The organism is Paenibacillus aurantiacus (assembly GCF_042431225.1).
In the GTDB taxonomy this organism is placed as follows: domain Bacteria; phylum Bacillota; class Bacilli; order Paenibacillales; family Paenibacillaceae; genus Paenibacillus_Z; species Paenibacillus_Z aurantiacus.
On record NZ_JBHMDO010000015.1, the window covers coordinates 389260 to 405397 of the forward strand.

The window sequence follows — 16138 nt, forward strand, 5'->3', positions numbered from 1 at the left end:
ATATAACCGCCTGCCGGCCTTGTCACGGCTGCTCGCGGACTGCGCTGCTCCCGATATCGGGTCGCATGCAGCCGGACCGGCTAGATCGCAGCCCTTGAGGCTTCTGCCCCCGGAAGGCGCTTGGGTGCCTCCCTCAAGCGGACGAGAACTCGGCAACCTTATTCGCCTTGCGGCGCCGGCAGGCCAAGACCTTCCGCAACGCGGCGCCCGTATTCGGGATCCGCCTTATAGAAGTGGCCGATCTGACGGATCTTGATATCGTCGCGTTCAACCGGCTTCATGGCACCGACGATCGTGTCGATCAGGTACGCGCGCTCCGGCTCGCTCATCAGCCGGTACAGATCGCCAGCTTGCGTATAGTGGTCATTATGGTCATAAGCTACGCTGTCCGCGTTGCCGGTAACCGGGAATGCCGAGATGCGGTGCTGCGGCGCTTCCGTCGGTCCGCCGAAGCTATTCGGCTCGTAGTAGACGCCGGAGCCGCCGTTATTGTCCGGACGCATCGCGCCGTCGCGCTGGTTGTTGTGAACCGGGCATTGCGGCTTGTTGATCGGCAGCGCATTGTGGTTCGCGCCGACCCGGTAACGGTGCGCATCGGCGTAGGCGAACAGGCGGCCCTGCAGCATTTTATCCGGCGAAGCTTCGATACCCGGCACAAAGTTGCCTGGAGACAGCGTCACCTGCTCGACTTCCGCGAAGTAGTTCTCTGGGTTCCGGTCGAGTACCATGCGGCCGACTTCGATGAGCGGATAATCCTTCTGCGACCATACTTTCGTCACGTCGAACGGATCGAATCGGTAGGTGTCGGCGTCCGCAAGCGGCATGATTTGCACATACAACTTCCAAGCCGGGAACTCGCCGCGTTCGATCGCGCGGAACAGATCTTCCGTATGGTAGTCCGGGTTGTCGCCTGCGATCTGCGCCGCCAGCTTCGGATCCAGGTTGCGGACGCCTTGCTCCGTCTTGAAGTGGTATTTCACCCATACGCCTTCGCCCTGCGCGTTGACCCATTTGAAGGTATGGCTGCCGAAACCGTGCATATGTCTAAGAGTAGCCGGGATGCCGCGGTCGGACATCAGAATCGTCACTTGGTGAAGCGATTCCGGCGAGAGCGACCAGAAATCCCATACCGCGTTCGGGTTCTTCAAGTGCGTCTGCGGGTGGCGCTTCTGCGTGTGAATGAAGTCCGGGAACTTGATCGCGTCGCGGATGAAGAATACCGGCGTGTTGTTGCCGACCAGATCGTAGTTGCCTTCTTCGGTGTAGAACTTCACGGCGAACCCGCGCGGATCGCGCACCGTATCAGCCGAACCGAGCTCGCCGGCTACCGTCGAGAAGCGAATGAACATCGGCGTGCGTTTGCCGACTTCCGACAGGAATGCAGCTTTCGTATATTGGGAAATATCGTTCGTCACTTCGAAATAACCGTGCGCCCCTGCGCCTTTCGCGTGCACGACGCGTTCCGGAACGCGCTCCCGGTTGAAGTGCGCGAGTTTCTCAAGTAGATGGATGTCCTGAATAAGTACGGGTCCGCGCTGTCCCGCGGTCAACGAGTTCTGGTTGTCGCCAACGGGAGCGCCCGTGCTTGTCGTCAAGTAGTTCTTGTCTGCCGTCATCGATAGATCACCTCATATGTGTTGTTGGGCTTATGAGGATATGATAACACTTATCAGAGAAATATCAATACTTTTTTATAATAATTATTATTTAGTATTTATTTTATGATTTTCGACAGGGGTAACCGCCACCATTCGCTGCCGGAGCGTGACAATCAAACGGCAAAAAGCCGATCCCTCGGGGTTTCCCCTGGAGGATCGGCTTTTTGCGATTGCGTATTTAAGTGCGAGCCGTGAAGAGCGGCGCGACGAACGACCGGACGAACTGCTCCGCGATCTGCGGGCCCGTATATCCTTTGTCGTCGAGATAGAAGAGCAGCTCCGGCGAGAGCGACGCCGCGATTAGGCTCGCCGTGAACACCGGGTCGATCGGCGGAAGCTCTTCTTTCTCCACCGCCTCCTCCAGCAGCGTCTGCACCGTCTGGAGCATGAACACGAATGGCGGCGATTCGAATGCATTCGTCTTGACGTCCTTCAGCTTCCCGGATCGGAACAGCTCTTTCATCCAAGCGATGTCGGAATGGCAGAATACGATTTGCTTCGTCATAATGCCGGACAGCCGCTCTAACACTGGGACCTCGGCATTCGCTGCCAAATAGAGGCGGATCTCATCCAAGAAACTATCGATCTTCGATTGCATGATCGACATGCACAGGTTGCTCTTGCTCGGGTAGCGCCGATACAATGTGCCCTGCCCCACGCCGGCCGCCTTCGCCACCTGGTGCATGCTCACGGCTTCTACGCCATGTTCGGCGAATAACCCTTGGGCCTTGCGCAGAATCTGCACGCCCAGTTCATCGTTACCGCTGGTCATAGGCCAACTTCCTCCTTGAAGGAATACCGCTTAAGCTGCCTGTTTGGCCTGCTCCTCGGGTGCTTTGGTCGGTTTGATGAAGAATCCGATGACGAGCGCGGCAATGGAGATGATGAATGCCAACGTGAAGGCGTCATCCATGCCTGCTACCGTCGCCTGGATCATATCCTGCGGAGTTGGGGCCGCTGGGTTATCCACCCCGCCGAGATATTCCTTCGTACCGGACGTCATCACGCTGATGAACAAAGCGGTTCCGATCGCGCCGGCTACCTGCTGCAGCGTATTCATGATCGCCGTGCCGTGCGGATACAAGCTGCGCGGCAGCTGATTCAGCGCCGTCGTCTGCGCCGGCATCATGACGAGCGAAATGCCGACCATCATGATGATATTGACGGCGATAACGTGCCCGCGGCTCCACTCGGATGAGATACCCGTGAACAACCAGATGGACAATACGATCAGAATCAGACCTGGAATGACGAGTACACGAGGCCCGAACTTATCGAACAGCTTACCGGATACCGGCGCCATAATGCCGTTCACGATGCCGCCCGGCATCATAGTGAGTCCGGCCGCGAATGCGGAGAGCAGCAGCACGTTCTGCAGATAGAGCGGCATGATGATCATCGTCGAGAAGAGGGTCATCATCATAACGAGCATGAGGATCGTCACGAGCGAGAACATCGGGAATTTGAAGGCGCGCAGGTCGAGGATCGGCTCCTTGACCACCAGCTGACGCCAGACGAACAGCAGCAGGCCGATAATGCCCGCGATGAGCGTCAAGTATACCTCTTGTTCGTGCCAGCCAATCTCGCCGGACTTACTGAAGCTGTACACAAGTCCGCCGAAGCCGACCGTCGAGAGAAGAATCGAGATGATGTCTACCTTCGGACGCGTCAATTCGGATACGTTCTTCAAGAATACGAATGCGAAAATAATCGAGAACGCCGCCAGCGGAATGACGGAGTAGAACAGCCAGCGCCAGTCGAGCTGCTCGATGAGCAGGCCGGCCAGCGTCGGGCCGATCGCCGGACCGAACATGATGACCAGACCGATCATGCCCATCGCGCCGCCGCGCTGCTCAGGCGGGAAGATCGCGAGGATCGTGTTCATCATAACCGGAAGCATAAGCCCGGTTCCAAGCGCCTGGATAATACGGCCGATCAGCAGCATCTCGAACGATGGCGCAATGCCGCATAATATCGTGCCCACCAAGAACAATATCATAGCCGACAAGAACATCTGGCGGGTCGTAAACCACAGCTGCAGCAGCGCCGTGACCGGTACAAGGATACCGATGACGAGCATGTAGGCCGTGGACAGCCATTGAATCGTGGCCGGCGATACGGCGAATTCGACCATTAGATCCGGGAAGGCGATGTTCAGCAGCGTCTCGTTCAGAATCGCCACGAACGCGCCGATAACGAGGGCCGCGACGATCGGGCCTCTCTTAATGCCGCTCAAATCGAGATTCGAAGCGGTTGATTCTGCGCCTGCAGGGTTCAAGCAAAGTTCCTCCTCTATGTAACGCTTGTCGCGGACAATTGTCCGCAGCGTACAAAAAAATGACCGGACAATTGTCCGATAGACCGAGTGTAGCAGAGCGTCTAAGGGGATGTCAAAAGAAATTTGCGTAAATTTCATCCGGATTATGCAGACAAGCGCAGCGCCTACCATGGTAATTTCGAACAATGCCACTACTGCCAAGCCCGATCATCCGGTTATTCCCCGCTCTCGAAAACAAATCGGCGGCGCATCTGCCGATGCCGCGCCGCCGATTCATCCCACCGTCTTAACCTGATCTTAATACCCTTCGCCTTGAAGCCCTTTCACGATGGCGACGCTCGCGCTCGCGCCGATGCGCGTCGCGCCCGCTTCGATCATCGCTTGTACCGTCTCCAGGTTGCGCACGCCGCCGGATGCTTTGACGCCGATGTTAGGACCGACCGTCTTGCGCATAAGAGCGATGTCTTCCGCCGTCGCGCCGCCCGGACCGAAGCCCGTGGATGTCTTTACGAAGTCCGCGCCCGCCTTGACGCACAACTCGCACGCCTTCACCTTCTCTTCGTCGGTCAACAACCCCGTTTCCAGGATCACCTTCAGAATAGCGCGCCCTTGGCAAGCCGCAGCCACGGATGCCACGTCGCGTTCAACTTCCTCATACAGACCGGACTTCAGCGCGCCCACGTTCAGCACCATATCGACTTCCGTCGCGCCAGCCGCGATCGCGTCGCGCGCTTCCAGCGTCTTGGCGATCGTCGTCGAAGCGCCGAGCGGGAAGCCGACTACGGTCGTAATGCCGACATTCGTGCCCGCCAGCTCCGCGGCCGCCGTGCTGATCCAATACGGGTTGACGCATACCGTCGCGAACCCATATTCTTTTGCTTCCTTGCACAAGGTGATAACGGCCTCTTTCGTGCTTTCCGGCTTGAGCAGCGTATGGTCGAAGTAAGAAGCCAGTTCCTGCTGCGAATAAGTTGTCATGGTTGATTCTCTCCTTTGGCTTGAGTGGGGGCGTCTTGCGCTCCCTCTAACAGATAGGCGGCGGTCACATGGTCGGTAATCAGCACATTCGTATAACCGCCTCGGAGCGCGCCACGAATGCCGTTTACTTTGCGGGCGCCGCCGGCGACGAGAATGGACTGTTCTTTGTGACGGAGCTCCTCGAGATCGATGCCGATCGTACGCTGACTGAGTTCTTCGGAACACAGCTGGCCTTGTGCGTCGATATAACGAGAGCAGATATCGCCCGCTCCCCGCTCATAGATGAGCGCTAGCTCGTCTTCCGTAAAGTAATCCGCCCGGATCAGGACGGAATCTTCAGTAGGCGCGCCTACCGTGACAACGGCGATATTCGACTGTTTGCCCAGCTCCAGAATGCCCCGGATGTGCCGGTCCGATTCGATCGACTGCTTCACGACCGGATGATCGACGATTGCAGGCAGCGGAATGAAATATGGCACGGTATGGAACGCTTTGCCGAACAAGTGGATGATCTCGTGAGCGTATGTGTTCGTCTCCGAGTGGCTAACGCCCCCGTTGAGCTGCACGACCTTCACATCCTTGACGTGCTTGTCCTTCAGGTTCAACGCCACTTCGTATAGCGTCGTTCCCCAGGTTGCGGCAATGATATCCCCATCCTTCACCGTGTCTCGCACATACTCCGCAGCCGTCTCGCCCAGATACTTCTTCACGATCTCCTCGTCATATTGCGGGACCGTCACGACGACGGCTTTCTTCAACCCGAACGCCTGCTCCAGCTGTTCCGCCAGCATAACGCTGCTCTCGCGCGGATCGTGAATCGTAATTTGCACGTACCCTTCATCCTTCGCCTGCTGCAGGAAACGGGACACCGTCGGACGGGATACGCCGAACAATCGGGCGATCTCCTGCTGGCTGTAATCCAGCTGATAGTACATGCGGGCCGCATCGATCATCTTGGCCAGCTTCTCTTCCGCGCGCTCTTCCATGTCGACCCCCGCCGTTGTTTTGTTGACAAATGTTAATTGGAAAATGATCATTTGTTCACACTTATTCTACAGATGCGCTTCCCAAAAAGCAACTCGCATCCCAAGCCCGCTTCGCGGATTTTGAATGCCCATATCCCGGTTTCGCGAATTCGAACGGCGTATTCAAACCGGTATTCGAGCGGCCTATTCCCGCTTTCCGTTCATCCCCGGCTTAACTCATCCAGCACTTTTATGTTAAATTCATTTACGGAATTATTTTACATATATTATTCAACATAATCCGAAAGTCTAATGTAATTTCAGTAAGAAGTCTGACGATATAAGGCCATTTTTTACGTTATAATAGAACAATTCAAACAAACACTTAGCGTTCCCTCCCTTTATATTCCAATATTTCATCCAGAATCGGAGCAAATCCCATGCGCTTATTATCTAAGTATCCGAAAGAAATCAACGTGTTTCTCGGCGCTAGTCTTATCAATTCGACCGGCAGTTCGCTTATGTGGCCGCTGATCGCCATGTTCGTGTTCGACGAGCTCGGCCGTAATATGAAAGCCGCGGGCTTCGTCATCCTGATCCATTCCTTGGGCGGCATCTGCGGTCAACTGCTAGGCGGAGCGTTATACCATCGCGTCGGCGTAAAGCGGCTCATCGTCGGAGCCTTGGGCATGAACGCGCTTGGCTTATTCGCGCTTCCGATCGCGAGTCAATCATGGCCCTTATTTATCGGACTCATGGCGCTTATCGGCTTGTTTAACGCGCTCTCCATGCCTGCGATTCAAGCCTTCATCGGCTTTCGTTTCCCCGAACGGCGTGGCGAGCTGTTTAACGTCATCTACGTGGCGAACAACATCGGCGTGGCGGTCGGTACCGCGCTGAGCGGCTTCCTGGCAGACGTCTCCTATACGCTCAGCTTCGTGCTCAACGGCGTCACGTCGGGCGCTTTCGCCGTCTTTTTCTTCCTTTATCTTGGACGGACCGAGCATGAATCCGCGGGTTCTCCAGTCATGACCAAGGCAGCCGTCACGAAAGCAGAGAGCGCCTGGATGCTCATGCGTAACATCCGCATCTACCTATACATGTCTGTAGCTGTGCTGCTGCTGAACGTGGGTAACTCGATATGGAATACGGGCGTCTCCCCATTCATCATCGCCGAAGACATGCCCAAGCGGATGTACGGCTTCTTGTGGACGTTGAACGGTATTCTCATCTTCGTCGCTCAGCCGCTAATGACGCTGATCAAACGAACGGCGGCCCGCACCATCAATGGCCAAATGACGGCAAGCGCCATTTTCTATATGGCCGGTTACGCCTGCATTCTGACGATGCAGAGTTATCCGGGCATGGTGCTCGGCATGATTCTGGCGACATTCGGCGAAATGCTCATCGCTCCGGCGATCCCCGCATTCCTCTCCGAGCGGGCCGGCAAGTATACACCGTTCTACCTGGGCCTCTCTGGCGGCATCGGCTCCGCCGGGCGGGTGCTTGGGCCTTACATGATGGGTGCTTTCTATGATCAAGGCGGATTAAATCCCGTTGCATGGCTGGCCGTCGTCACCGCGCTGCTGTCGGTCGGATTTTTTGTCATCCACGCCATCGCGAGCCGGCCTAGATCGATCAAGCAGGCAGGCGCCGCATCGGTCAGTCAGTCGTAATAGTTCCGCGAAGGAGCTTGGAGACCCGGAATCCTTCCGAACAACCGACTGGTTTGAACGCAAGAATCAACCTGAACCCACCGCTTCCTTGCAGTCCCTTTATGCGTTGCTTGCGTCGGGTGGCGTGCGGCTCTGACCACCGCTCCTTTAGTGCCTCTTACCAGTACCTTGAGCGCCTAACGTCGCGTGTGCTATTTTCGTGTTTTCGGTGCCCCGACAGTTTGGCCGAGACGAGTGACCGCCAGGCGCGCTTGATGCGCGAACCGGCTGACCCGAGTTACAGCATTCGCGCCGCTTTCTCGCTGCAGCTATCCTATCCAGCCCCGACTCTTCCTCCCGAAGGGTTGGGGCTTTCTGCTCTTGCTCCCATCCAGGCAGACAGGGAGCGACAACGCTCGCAGGCGAAGCGCGCGACGAGGCCGTTTTCCCCGCAATAACACTAGTTTTAGCGATTGCCCACTACCTTTGTCTCCCCGGCAGGGAGGGGACCTGCGCATGGCGAATACAGAGGCCAAGACGTTGAATGAGGTGATGGGATGATGATGAAAACCAAAGAAGTTGCGCGGCATTTGGGGGTAAGCCAAACGACGATCAGACGCTGGATGACCCTTCTTCCGTCCACACCGGCCAAAGACGCCTTCGGCAGCTTCCTGTTCGATGAACGCAATCTGGCGCATCTGCGCGACATCCAGAACCAAATCGAAAGCGGCAAAGGGATGGGCGAAGTTAAGCTGGCCGTCCAAAGTGTTGCTTCGGTTGCTTCGGTTGCTTCGGTTGCTTCGGACGCCTTGGTTGCTTCAGGTGCTTCTAATACTTCTGTTGCTCCAGTGGCTCCAGTTGTCTCGAATGTCTCGGAGGTCTCGAGTGCCCTGGTTGTTTCAGGTGCTTCGAATACCTCAGATGCCTTGGCTGCTTCAGTTGCCTCGAATGTCTCGGAGGTCCTGGTTGTTTCAGGTGCTTCAAGTGCTTTCGATGCTTCGGCATCGCGGAAGCCGACTGAACCGCTAGAGACTGCCGGGTTGCCGCCCGAATACGAATTTGACCCCGCCATGCAGCAGCTGATTCATGAGATTACGAGCAACGCCGTATATGCAGAAGCGAGCCCGTCGGCCCCGAGAGCATCCATCGACCAAACTCCATCCGCCACGGAACTAAAGCCGGAACAGCTGGAGACCGTCACCAATGACGTCCGCGAACGGCTTCACCAGCTGGAGCTGGCACTCGCGCAAAAAGCCGACGAGGTCGTCTCCGTTCAGCTGCTCCAGCACCGCGAAGAGCTGGAAGAACTGCGTCTGACCGTCAGTCAGCTGGCCGCGGCGGTCGAGCAGCTTCAAATGCCCATGCAGATGGCCGCAGCGGCAGGCTGGGATTCGACGAACAAGCTGGCGCCGATTCCAATCAAACAAAAGCCGAGGAAACGCAGCTTCCTGCGGCAACTCTTCTTTTTCATCTGATATCTTTCGCGGTCATGCGGCATGCCGATGTATAGCTCGCCAATCCGGCATATGACCATTCGCCCCTTGACCGCGAGTCCCGCTTTATCATGGTATCTACACGGCTACCTCCTGTCTCTGAGCGGGCTGTGCCGCCGGGTCTTATCACCCGTCCCACCGCGCTAAGTCCGTCAACTTCCCTCCTTCGCGTTTCCCCATTGTATTGCGCCCGTCCAGCCTACACCACCGCCGAATGGCTACTACTCTCCTGCACCACCGCTGGGTGGCTATTACACCTACCCTACCGCTGGCTCACTACTACACAGACGAATCTGCTCGCGCTCAACGCCGCAATCGAAGCATCCCGCGACGGCGAGCACGGAACGCTTACACCTGCTTCCGCCTTACTCCCCACTCTCGTCCGTCCTAAAGCAATGCTCCCGCGGACAAGACTTCCCATCCATGTAACGCGAAAATCAACGTCGACCACCAACCTTCTTCCGGTCTGTAAAACAAGCCTGCCTCTCCTGTCCCTCCTCCATTAGATAAACATAAATATTAATATATTCATAAAAATACTATTGACTCTTCCGTCCGTTTTGCCGACAATGTAAGGGTATACATAAGGAGGTCTAACAGATGAAATTGAAAGCACTTGCCCTTGTATTACTCGCCGCATCCCTGCTGTCGAGCGGCTGCAGCGGCTCGACCGATAATGCCGGCGCCAATCATACGAATAACGCCACGAATGCCGCTGCTACGCTGCCGGTATTCGAGAATGTCTCCGTGCACGACCCGTCTATCATCGAGTCGGACGGCACGTATTACGTGTTCGGTTCCCATCTCGCTTCCGCCAAATCGACCGATCTCATGGCTTGGACGCAAATTTCCACAAGCGTATCCGACGATAATCCGCTCATCCCGAACGTCAAGGAAGAGCTCGCCGAGACGTTCGCGTGGGCGGAGACCGACACGCTCTGGGCCGCGGATGTCATTCAACTTGAAGACGGCAAATACTACATGTATTACAACGCCTGCCGAGGCGATTCCCCGTTATCCGCCATGGGCGTCGCCGTATCTGATCATATCGAAGGACCTTATCGCAATCTCGGCATCATGCTCAAGTCTGGCATGATAGGCGAGGCCGGCGCAGACGGAGAGATTTACGATGCAACCTTGCACCCGAATGTCGTCGATCCCGACGTTTTTTACGACAAGGATGGCCAACTGTGGATGGTGTACGGCTCCTACTCCGGCGGTATTTTCATCCTCAAGATGGATCCGAAGACCGGCTTCCCTCTTCCCGACCAAGGGTACGGCAAGAAGCTGCTGGGCGGCAACCACAGCCGGATCGAGGGTCCCTATATGCTCTATAGCCCGGATACGGACTATTACTATCTGTTCCTCTCCTACGGCGGCTTGACGGCCGACGGCGGCTATAACATCCGCGTGGCCCGTTCCAAGAATCCGGACGGCCCGTTCGTCGACTCCGAGGACAAGCCGATGGAAGAAGCGATGGGCGCCTTCGGCACCACCTTCGACGACGCCTCCTATGCGCCATACGGTGCTAAATTGATGGGCAGCTTCGCATTCCAGCCCACTGAGGGAGATCCGGACGACAGCGAATACGGCTATGTCTCGCCAGGTCATAATTCCGCGTACTACGACGAGAAGACGAAGCGTTATTATTTGATCTTCCATGCGCGCTTCCCGGGTCTAGGGGAACAGCATGAAGTCCGCGTCCATCAAATATTCTTCAACGAGGACGGCTGGCCGGTCATCGCGCCTTACCGCTATGGCGGAGAGAAGATCGGCAAGTATGCCAAGGCCGATATTGCCGGCGAGTATAAATTCGTGAATCACAACAAAGACATTACGGCCGACATCCAGCAATCGACCCTCCTCACTCTTTCGGAAGACGGTACGGTAACCGGAGCGGTCAGCGGCGCATGGGTGCTTGGCGACGATCACACAGCGACGATTACCATCGACGGCACAGTATATAAAGGTGTCTTCCTGCGCCAATACGATGAAACCGCGGCGCGCCAAACCATGACCTTCACGGCCATGTCGAACGAAGGCATCACGATCTGGGGAAGCCGTACGGTAACGCCTTAGCCATCCAATATATAGACAAAAGCAGGACACCCCTTCTTCAGGCGGCGTCCTGCTTTTTCCATTCTGCGGTATAATCAATCCTATACGGGCCATATCTTCCATCGCTCGTTATCCCGGATCCAAATCGCTCGCCGCGCTGCAGCGCAAAGGAGGAACGCTCACATGAAAATCGTCATCGCTCCCGATTCGTTCAAAGGGAGCCTAACCGCCCCCCAAGCCGCGCAAGCGATCGAACGCGGCATCCATAACGCTTTTCCGGCCGCTGTCACGGTGATCGTCCCGATGGCTGATGGAGGGGAAGGCTCCTTGGAGCCGATCGTTCACAGTGCGGGCGGCACGTTCGTTGGCTGTACCGTTCAAGGCCCGTTAGGCACTTCGGTAGACGCTGCCTACGGCATGCTCAGCCGCGACAAGACGGCTGTGATCGAGATGGCGCGCGCGTCAGGTCTTCTGCTCGTATCTCCCGCCGAGCGCAATCCGATGCTGACGTCTACATACGGTACGGGGGAGCTAATCCGCCATGCTTTAGACCAAGGATGCAGACGGTTTATTCTCGCGCTTGGCGGGAGCGCGACGAACGACGGCGGCGCGGGTATGCTGGAGGCGCTCGGGATGTCCTTCTATGATGCTAGCGGAGACGTGATCCACTCTGCCGGCGGTAACCTCGGCCGGATCGCGGTCATCGACGACACAGGGTTCGATTCGCGCATCGCCGAATCCGATTTTCTCATCGCCTGCGACGTGAACAATCCGCTGCTAGGCGCAAGCGGGGCCTCCGCGGTCTATGCTCCGCAAAAAGGCGCCTCTCCCGGCGATATCGAGCGGTTGGAACAGAATATGCACCACTGGGCGGATCTCATAGAGGCGAAGATGGGCCTGCGTCTGCACGATTATCCAGGCGCAGGAGCCGCGGGCGGATTAGCGGGCGCCTTCCTCGCGTTATTCCCTTCTCGATTGCGTCCTGGCATCGAGGTGGTCATCGCGTCCACCGGACTGCGCGACCATTTGTCCGGAGCCGCCTTGGTCATAACGGGGGAAGGGCGCATCGATGCGCAGACCGCATCTGGCAAGGCTCCTCTGGGCGTTGCCCGGGAAGCCAAATCGCTCGGGATTCCCGTCATCGCGCTTGCCGGTGCGGTCGGTCCGCACTTGGATGCGCTTTATGAAGACGGCATCAGCTGCGCTTTCAGCATCGTCAACGCCCCCATGACGCTGGAGGAAGCCATGTCCCGTGCTTCAGAACTGCTGGAGCATGCGGCCGAGCAAGCTGTTCGCGCTTTTCTCGCCGGTCGCTAACCAATCTGCACACCGAACTGCTAGAAGCTTCTGGAGACCAGCATCGCGCACATGCCCGGCCAGCGGCATCGGTCGCACGTCGGGGGCGGCTCATCGTGTTACCCACATACCACCCAACTTCTTCTTACTTTCGCCTCCCCCGGCAGCGCCCTGCTCGCCAAGGCGCTGCCGATGCATACCCGTATACACCACCATCTCTCGGCCCTACGTACACACTCACTCGCTAAAGGCATCGTCTCCTGCCGTGCAGTCTTGAGTCAAGGACCCGGGTCAAGCGAATCATACATGATGAAGACGGGGAATTGTTTCGAACTGACTTGAAATCCAACCGATTCGCCGTTACGGCCCCGATACGAAACCATGTACGTCCCGAACTGCGATGAATATTCCAACTTTTGAAACGTTAAATCGCGATCGCCATAATGAAGCACGACGTATAACGCGGCCGCTGCCCGCGCCGTCATCCGCTGCACCGGGCCGAACGACAACAGGATGAACAGAACTGCCACTACGATTAACAACACCTTCGTGCTCACTCGATATTTGGCCATCTTGTCCCCTCTTTATCACTCCATCTATAATCAGCACCTTCACCATTGCCTGTCTCCCTCCCTCGGAAATTCGGCACCTTTGCCAACAGGCAATGGCTCGTCGTGCTATTCCCCTCTAATCCCAAGACGACCGCCGCCCGTTGAAAGATTGCGTACGTATGCAGAAAAGCTGCCCGTCGACAGCCAGGCAGCTTCTCACTTACGCTCCTACTTGCAGCGCCATAATAATGGCCGTCAAGCCGAAACACACGTTAAGCAGACATAGGAACACTAGCGTCTGCTTCTGATTCAGGCCAGTCGCCAGCAGCTTATAATGCGCTTGGGAAGCATCGGCTTTGTAAATCGGTTGGGAGGCCAGCATCCGGCGAACAACGACGATGACATTATCGAAGATTGGTACGCCGAGCGCCAAAATTGGGATAAACAGCGACAGCAGCGTCGCCCCTTTGAAGGCTCCGTCCAGCGCAATAATGCCAAGCATGAACCCCAAGAACGTCGCCCCTGCATCGCCCATGAAGACCCGCGCGGGAGGCTTGTTATAGCGCAAATAGCCAAGTGCAGCCCCGACCAAAATGATCGACATCAGCGCGGAATCGCTCTGCCCCATCGTAAGCGCCACCACGAACAGCGTCCCACCCGAGATCGCCGACAAACCGCCTGCTAGCCCATCGATGCCATCCGAGAAATTAATGACCGTCGTGACGCCAAAGATCCACAAAATCGTGAGCAGCAGCTCCAGCCACGCGGGCAAATTAACGAACTGCCCGTTAAGCGGATTCGTGAAGCCTTCAAACGCAATACCAGATAAATAGACAATAACCGCTGCGCCTACCTGTACGACCAGCTTGGGCAGGGACGCAAGTTCCTTGCCACGCGTCTTATACCAATCATCGATAAGCCCGATACCGAGAATACATAGCCCACCGCCTGTAATCGCCCACGTCTGTGCAGAGAAAGAGCCGCTGCATACATAATAGATGGCGAAAAACCCGACAAATATCGCGATTCCCGCCGTGAGCGGTATCGGTTCACGGTGAATTTTACGTTCGACGTCCGGCCTAGGCTTGTCCACGAAATCGATGCGTACCGCCAGTCTGCGCAGCGGTGGAATAAGCAGCAGCACCAACAAAAATGACAACGTAAAACCAATCCAATAGAGCACGTGGATCCTCCTCATTATCAGATGACCTGTTCGGCGTATGTATGGCTTCTCTTGATGCATAGCATGTCCAAATGACGACGAAATCCGCAAAAAAGTTGCATACCTCACTAGATTTTTCCACAAGCCTCACTCAATATCTATAATTGAATGCAAAAAAACCGACGAAATACCGTCGGTTACGATTGAAAGATGGTCGGGATGACACGATTCGAACATGCGACCCCCTGGTCCCAAACCAGGTGCTCTACCAAGCTGAGCTACATCCCGTTATGCAATTGGCATCTCATCCATGCAAAGCATGAGATGAAGGTGGAGGCGCCACCCAGATTCGAACTGGGGGTGAAGCTTTTGCAGAGCTCTGCCTTACCACTTGGCTATGGCGCCATAAGAATGGAGCGGAAGACGGGAATCGAACCCGCGACCCTCGCCTTGGCAAGGCGATGCTCTACCGCTGAGCCACTTCCGCTTAATAATATTTGGTGCGCGTAGAGGGACTTGAACCCCCACGGTCGCCCGCCAGATCCTAAGTCTGGTGCGTCTGCCAATTCCGCCATACGCGCGAGTTGTTGCGATCTTCTTCTTAAGATCAGCATATGAAGAAAGTGAGCCATGTAGGACTCGAACCTACGACACCCTGATTAAAAGTCAGGTGCTCTACCAACTGAGCTAATGGCTCAAACGAATGGCTGGGGATCAAGGATTCGAACCTTGGCATGACGGAGTCAAAGTCCGTTGCCTTACCGCTTGGCTAATCCCCAACAATGATGGGGCGATCGAGGGGAATTGAACCCCCGAATGTCGGAATCACAATCCGATGCGTTAACCACTTCGCCACGACCGCCACGGTACAAGAATGCTTCTGGCAGGGGCAGCAGGAATTGAACCCACACTAACGGTTTTGGAGACCGCTGTTCTACCTTTAAACTATGCCCCTATAACTGGTGGAGGATGATGGATTCGAACCACCGAACTCGTCAGAGAACAGATTTACAGTCTGCTGCGTTTGGCCACTTCGCTAATCCTCCATGAAGCTGGTGCCGCCGAGAGGACTTGAACCCCCAACCTACTGATTACAAGTCAGTTGCTCTACCAATTGAGCTACAGCGGCGTATAAATTGAAATGGTGGCTCGGGACGGAATCGAACCGCCGACACGAGGATTTTCAGTCCTCTGCTCTACCAACTGAGCTACCGAGCCTTATTCAAATGGCGGAGCCGACGGGATTCGAACCCGCGGTCTCCTGCGTGACAGGCAGGCATGTTAGGCCTCTACACCACGGCTCCGCATGAAAATTGGTTGCGGGGGCAGGATTTGAACCTGCGGCCTTCGGGTTATGAGCCCGACGAGCTACCGAGCTGCTCCACCCCGCGTCATTGTAATACTTATATGGTGGAGGCTGACGGGATCGAACCGCCGACCCTCTGCTTGTAAGGCAGATGCTCTCCCAGCTGAGCTAAGCCTCCAAAATGTTGGTGACCCGTAGGGGATTCGAACCCCTGTTACCTCCGTGAAAGGGAGGTGTCTTAACCCCTTGACCAACGGGCCTTATGTATAAAGAACGGAGAAGGAGGGATTCGAACCCTCGCACCACTTACGCAGTCTAACCCCTTAGCAGAGGGTCCCCTTGAGCCACTTGGGTACTTCTCCATGAAAATGGCTCCCCGAACAGGACTCGAACCTGTGACAACTCGATTAACAGTCGAGTGCTCTACCAACTGAGCTATCAGGGAACATCACGAACTTATATGGTGGAGCCAAGCGGGATCGAACCGCTGACCTCCTGCTTGCAAGGCAGGCGCTCTCCCAGCTGAGCTATGGCCCCTTAATAATTTAAATGGTTGGCCTTAGTGGACTCGAACCACCGACCTCACCCTTATCAGGGGTGCGCTCTAACCAGCTGAGCTAAAGGCCAGTAAATAACAAAACCCACAAAAGAGTGGGTGGATTCCATTGTAAGCAAGGCGTTACACCCTGAAAACTGGATACGAAACTCAACACTTTAGCTGTGTTTGTTCAAGCTCTT

The 16138-nt window shown here is 56.0% G+C and carries 11 protein-coding genes and 19 tRNA genes; 4 read left to right on the top strand and 26 right to left on the bottom strand.

Annotation, left to right across the window (positions count from 1 at the left end):
• Positions 1-158: 158 nt before the first annotated feature.
• From katA to deoR, 5 genes are all read right to left on the bottom strand, one after another.
• Positions 159-1616, bottom strand: a complete 1458-nt coding sequence (gene katA / locus ACFFSY_RS08550; RefSeq protein WP_377492801.1) for a catalase KatA — start codon at positions 1614-1616, stop codon at positions 159-161.
• A gap of 220 nt (positions 1617-1836) precedes the next feature.
• Positions 1837-2430 carry a TetR/AcrR family transcriptional regulator gene (locus ACFFSY_RS08555; protein WP_377492803.1) on the bottom strand — a complete coding sequence of 198 codons (594 nt, stop codon included), beginning with the start codon at positions 2428-2430 and terminating at the stop codon, positions 1837-1839.
• A gap of 30 nt (positions 2431-2460) precedes the next feature.
• Complete coding sequence (locus ACFFSY_RS08560) at positions 2461-3894, bottom strand: DHA2 family efflux MFS transporter permease subunit (protein WP_377492851.1); 1434 nt, start codon at positions 3892-3894, stop codon at positions 2461-2463.
• A 339-nt stretch (positions 3895-4233) separates the two neighbouring features.
• A complete protein-coding gene (gene deoC, locus ACFFSY_RS08565) occupies positions 4234-4914 on the bottom strand; it encodes a deoxyribose-phosphate aldolase (protein WP_377492805.1) in 681 nt (226 codons plus the stop codon).
• Positions 4911-5900, bottom strand: a complete 990-nt coding sequence (gene deoR / locus ACFFSY_RS08570) for a DNA-binding transcriptional repressor DeoR (protein ID WP_377492807.1) — start codon at positions 5898-5900, stop codon at positions 4911-4913. The genes deoC and deoR overlap by 4 nt, the downstream gene beginning before the upstream one ends.
• Before the next feature lie 419 nt (positions 5901-6319).
• On the opposite strand from deoR, the gene ACFFSY_RS08575 reads away from it, so the two are divergent.
• The 4 genes from ACFFSY_RS08575 to ACFFSY_RS08590 all read left to right on the top strand — a co-directional run bounded on the left by ACFFSY_RS08575 (position 6320) and on the right by ACFFSY_RS08590 (position 12402).
• Positions 6320-7555 carry an MFS transporter gene (locus ACFFSY_RS08575; RefSeq protein WP_377492809.1) on the top strand — a complete coding sequence of 412 codons (1236 nt, stop codon included), beginning with the start codon at positions 6320-6322 and terminating at the stop codon, positions 7553-7555.
• Between the two features lie 536 nt (positions 7556-8091).
• Positions 8092-9009, top strand: coding sequence for a MerR family transcriptional regulator (locus ACFFSY_RS08580; protein WP_377492811.1), 918 nt, complete (start codon positions 8092-8094; stop codon positions 9007-9009).
• Positions 9010-9627: 618 nt separating this feature from the next.
• A complete protein-coding gene (abnB, locus tag ACFFSY_RS08585; RefSeq protein ID WP_377492813.1) occupies positions 9628-11106 on the top strand; it encodes an arabinan endo-1,5-alpha-L-arabinosidase AbnB in 1479 nt (492 codons plus the stop codon).
• Between the two features lie 162 nt (positions 11107-11268).
• The gene (locus tag ACFFSY_RS08590) at positions 11269-12402 is read left to right on the top strand and encodes a glycerate kinase (RefSeq protein ID WP_377492815.1); all 1134 of its coding nucleotides are present in this window, start codon (positions 11269-11271) and stop codon (positions 12400-12402) included.
• A gap of 257 nt (positions 12403-12659) precedes the next feature.
• On the opposite strand, the gene ACFFSY_RS08595 is transcribed toward ACFFSY_RS08590, so the two are convergent.
• The 21 genes from ACFFSY_RS08595 to ACFFSY_RS08695 form a co-directional block, all read right to left on the bottom strand.
• Positions 12660-12953: a hypothetical protein gene (locus ACFFSY_RS08595; protein ID WP_377492817.1), complete on the bottom strand. Its 294-nt coding sequence runs from the start codon at positions 12951-12953 to the stop codon at positions 12660-12662.
• 199 nt (positions 12954-13152) lie between these two features.
• Complete coding sequence (locus ACFFSY_RS08600) at positions 13153-14130, bottom strand: MraY family glycosyltransferase (protein ID WP_377492819.1); 978 nt, start codon at positions 14128-14130, stop codon at positions 13153-13155.
• 175 nt (positions 14131-14305) lie between these two features.
• Positions 14306-14382, bottom strand: a tRNA-Pro gene (locus tag ACFFSY_RS08605).
• A gap of 43 nt (positions 14383-14425) precedes the next feature.
• Positions 14426-14499: transfer RNA gene (locus ACFFSY_RS08610), tRNA-Cys, on the bottom strand.
• Positions 14500-14506: 7 nt separating this feature from the next.
• Positions 14507-14581, bottom strand: a tRNA-Gly gene (locus ACFFSY_RS08615).
• Between the two features lie 11 nt (positions 14582-14592).
• A tRNA-Leu gene (locus ACFFSY_RS08620) sits at positions 14593-14675 on the bottom strand.
• 43 nt (positions 14676-14718) lie between these two features.
• Positions 14719-14791 (bottom strand) — tRNA-Lys (locus tag ACFFSY_RS08625).
• Positions 14792-14798: 7 nt separating this feature from the next.
• A tRNA-Gln gene (locus ACFFSY_RS08630) sits at positions 14799-14873 on the bottom strand.
• 7 nt (positions 14874-14880) lie between these two features.
• A tRNA-His gene (locus ACFFSY_RS08635) sits at positions 14881-14956 on the bottom strand.
• A 19-nt stretch (positions 14957-14975) separates the two neighbouring features.
• A tRNA-Trp gene (locus tag ACFFSY_RS08640) sits at positions 14976-15049 on the bottom strand.
• 5 nt (positions 15050-15054) lie between these two features.
• A tRNA-Tyr gene (locus tag ACFFSY_RS08645) sits at positions 15055-15140 on the bottom strand.
• Positions 15141-15147: 7 nt separating this feature from the next.
• A tRNA-Thr gene (locus tag ACFFSY_RS08650) sits at positions 15148-15223 on the bottom strand.
• 13 nt (positions 15224-15236) lie between these two features.
• Positions 15237-15312, bottom strand: a tRNA-Phe gene (locus ACFFSY_RS08655).
• A gap of 9 nt (positions 15313-15321) precedes the next feature.
• Positions 15322-15398: transfer RNA gene (locus tag ACFFSY_RS08660), tRNA-Asp, on the bottom strand.
• Positions 15399-15408: 10 nt separating this feature from the next.
• Positions 15409-15485 (bottom strand) — tRNA-Met (locus ACFFSY_RS08665).
• Between the two features lie 17 nt (positions 15486-15502).
• Positions 15503-15578, bottom strand: a tRNA-Val gene (locus tag ACFFSY_RS08670).
• A gap of 7 nt (positions 15579-15585) precedes the next feature.
• Positions 15586-15660: transfer RNA gene (locus tag ACFFSY_RS08675), tRNA-Glu, on the bottom strand.
• A gap of 14 nt (positions 15661-15674) precedes the next feature.
• Positions 15675-15762: transfer RNA gene (locus tag ACFFSY_RS08680), tRNA-Ser, on the bottom strand.
• Between the two features lie 7 nt (positions 15763-15769).
• Positions 15770-15845 (bottom strand) — tRNA-Asn (locus tag ACFFSY_RS08685).
• A gap of 16 nt (positions 15846-15861) precedes the next feature.
• Positions 15862-15937 (bottom strand) — tRNA-Ala (locus ACFFSY_RS08690).
• 13 nt (positions 15938-15950) lie between these two features.
• A tRNA-Ile gene (locus ACFFSY_RS08695) sits at positions 15951-16027 on the bottom strand.
• Positions 16028-16138 lie beyond the last annotated feature (111 nt).

Bases quoted from the DNA above. Each gene is read 5' to 3' on its own strand.
- katA (WP_377492801.1), bottom strand. From the start codon at position 1,616: ATGACGGCAGACAAGAACTACTTGACGACAAGCACGGGCGCTCCCGTT.
- ACFFSY_RS08555 (WP_377492803.1), bottom strand. From the start codon at position 2,430: ATGACCAGCGGTAACGATGAACTGGGCGTGCAGATTCTGCGCAAGGCC.
- deoC (WP_377492805.1), bottom strand. From the start codon at position 4,914: ATGACAACTTATTCGCAGCAGGAACTGGCTTCTTACTTCGACCATACG.
- deoR (WP_377492807.1), bottom strand. From the start codon at position 5,900: ATGGAAGAGCGCGCGGAAGAGAAGCTGGCCAAGATGATCGATGCGGCC.
- ACFFSY_RS08575 (WP_377492809.1), top strand. From the start codon at position 6,320: ATGCGCTTATTATCTAAGTATCCGAAAGAAATCAACGTGTTTCTCGGC.
- ACFFSY_RS08580 (WP_377492811.1), top strand. From the start codon at position 8,092: ATGATGATGAAAACCAAAGAAGTTGCGCGGCATTTGGGGGTAAGCCAA.
- abnB (WP_377492813.1), top strand. From the start codon at position 9,628: ATGAAATTGAAAGCACTTGCCCTTGTATTACTCGCCGCATCCCTGCTG.
- ACFFSY_RS08590 (WP_377492815.1), top strand. From the start codon at position 11,269: ATGAAAATCGTCATCGCTCCCGATTCGTTCAAAGGGAGCCTAACCGCC.
- ACFFSY_RS08595 (WP_377492817.1), bottom strand. From the start codon at position 12,953: ATGGCCAAATATCGAGTGAGCACGAAGGTGTTGTTAATCGTAGTGGCA.
- ACFFSY_RS08600 (WP_377492819.1), bottom strand. From the start codon at position 14,130: ATGAGGAGGATCCACGTGCTCTATTGGATTGGTTTTACGTTGTCATTT.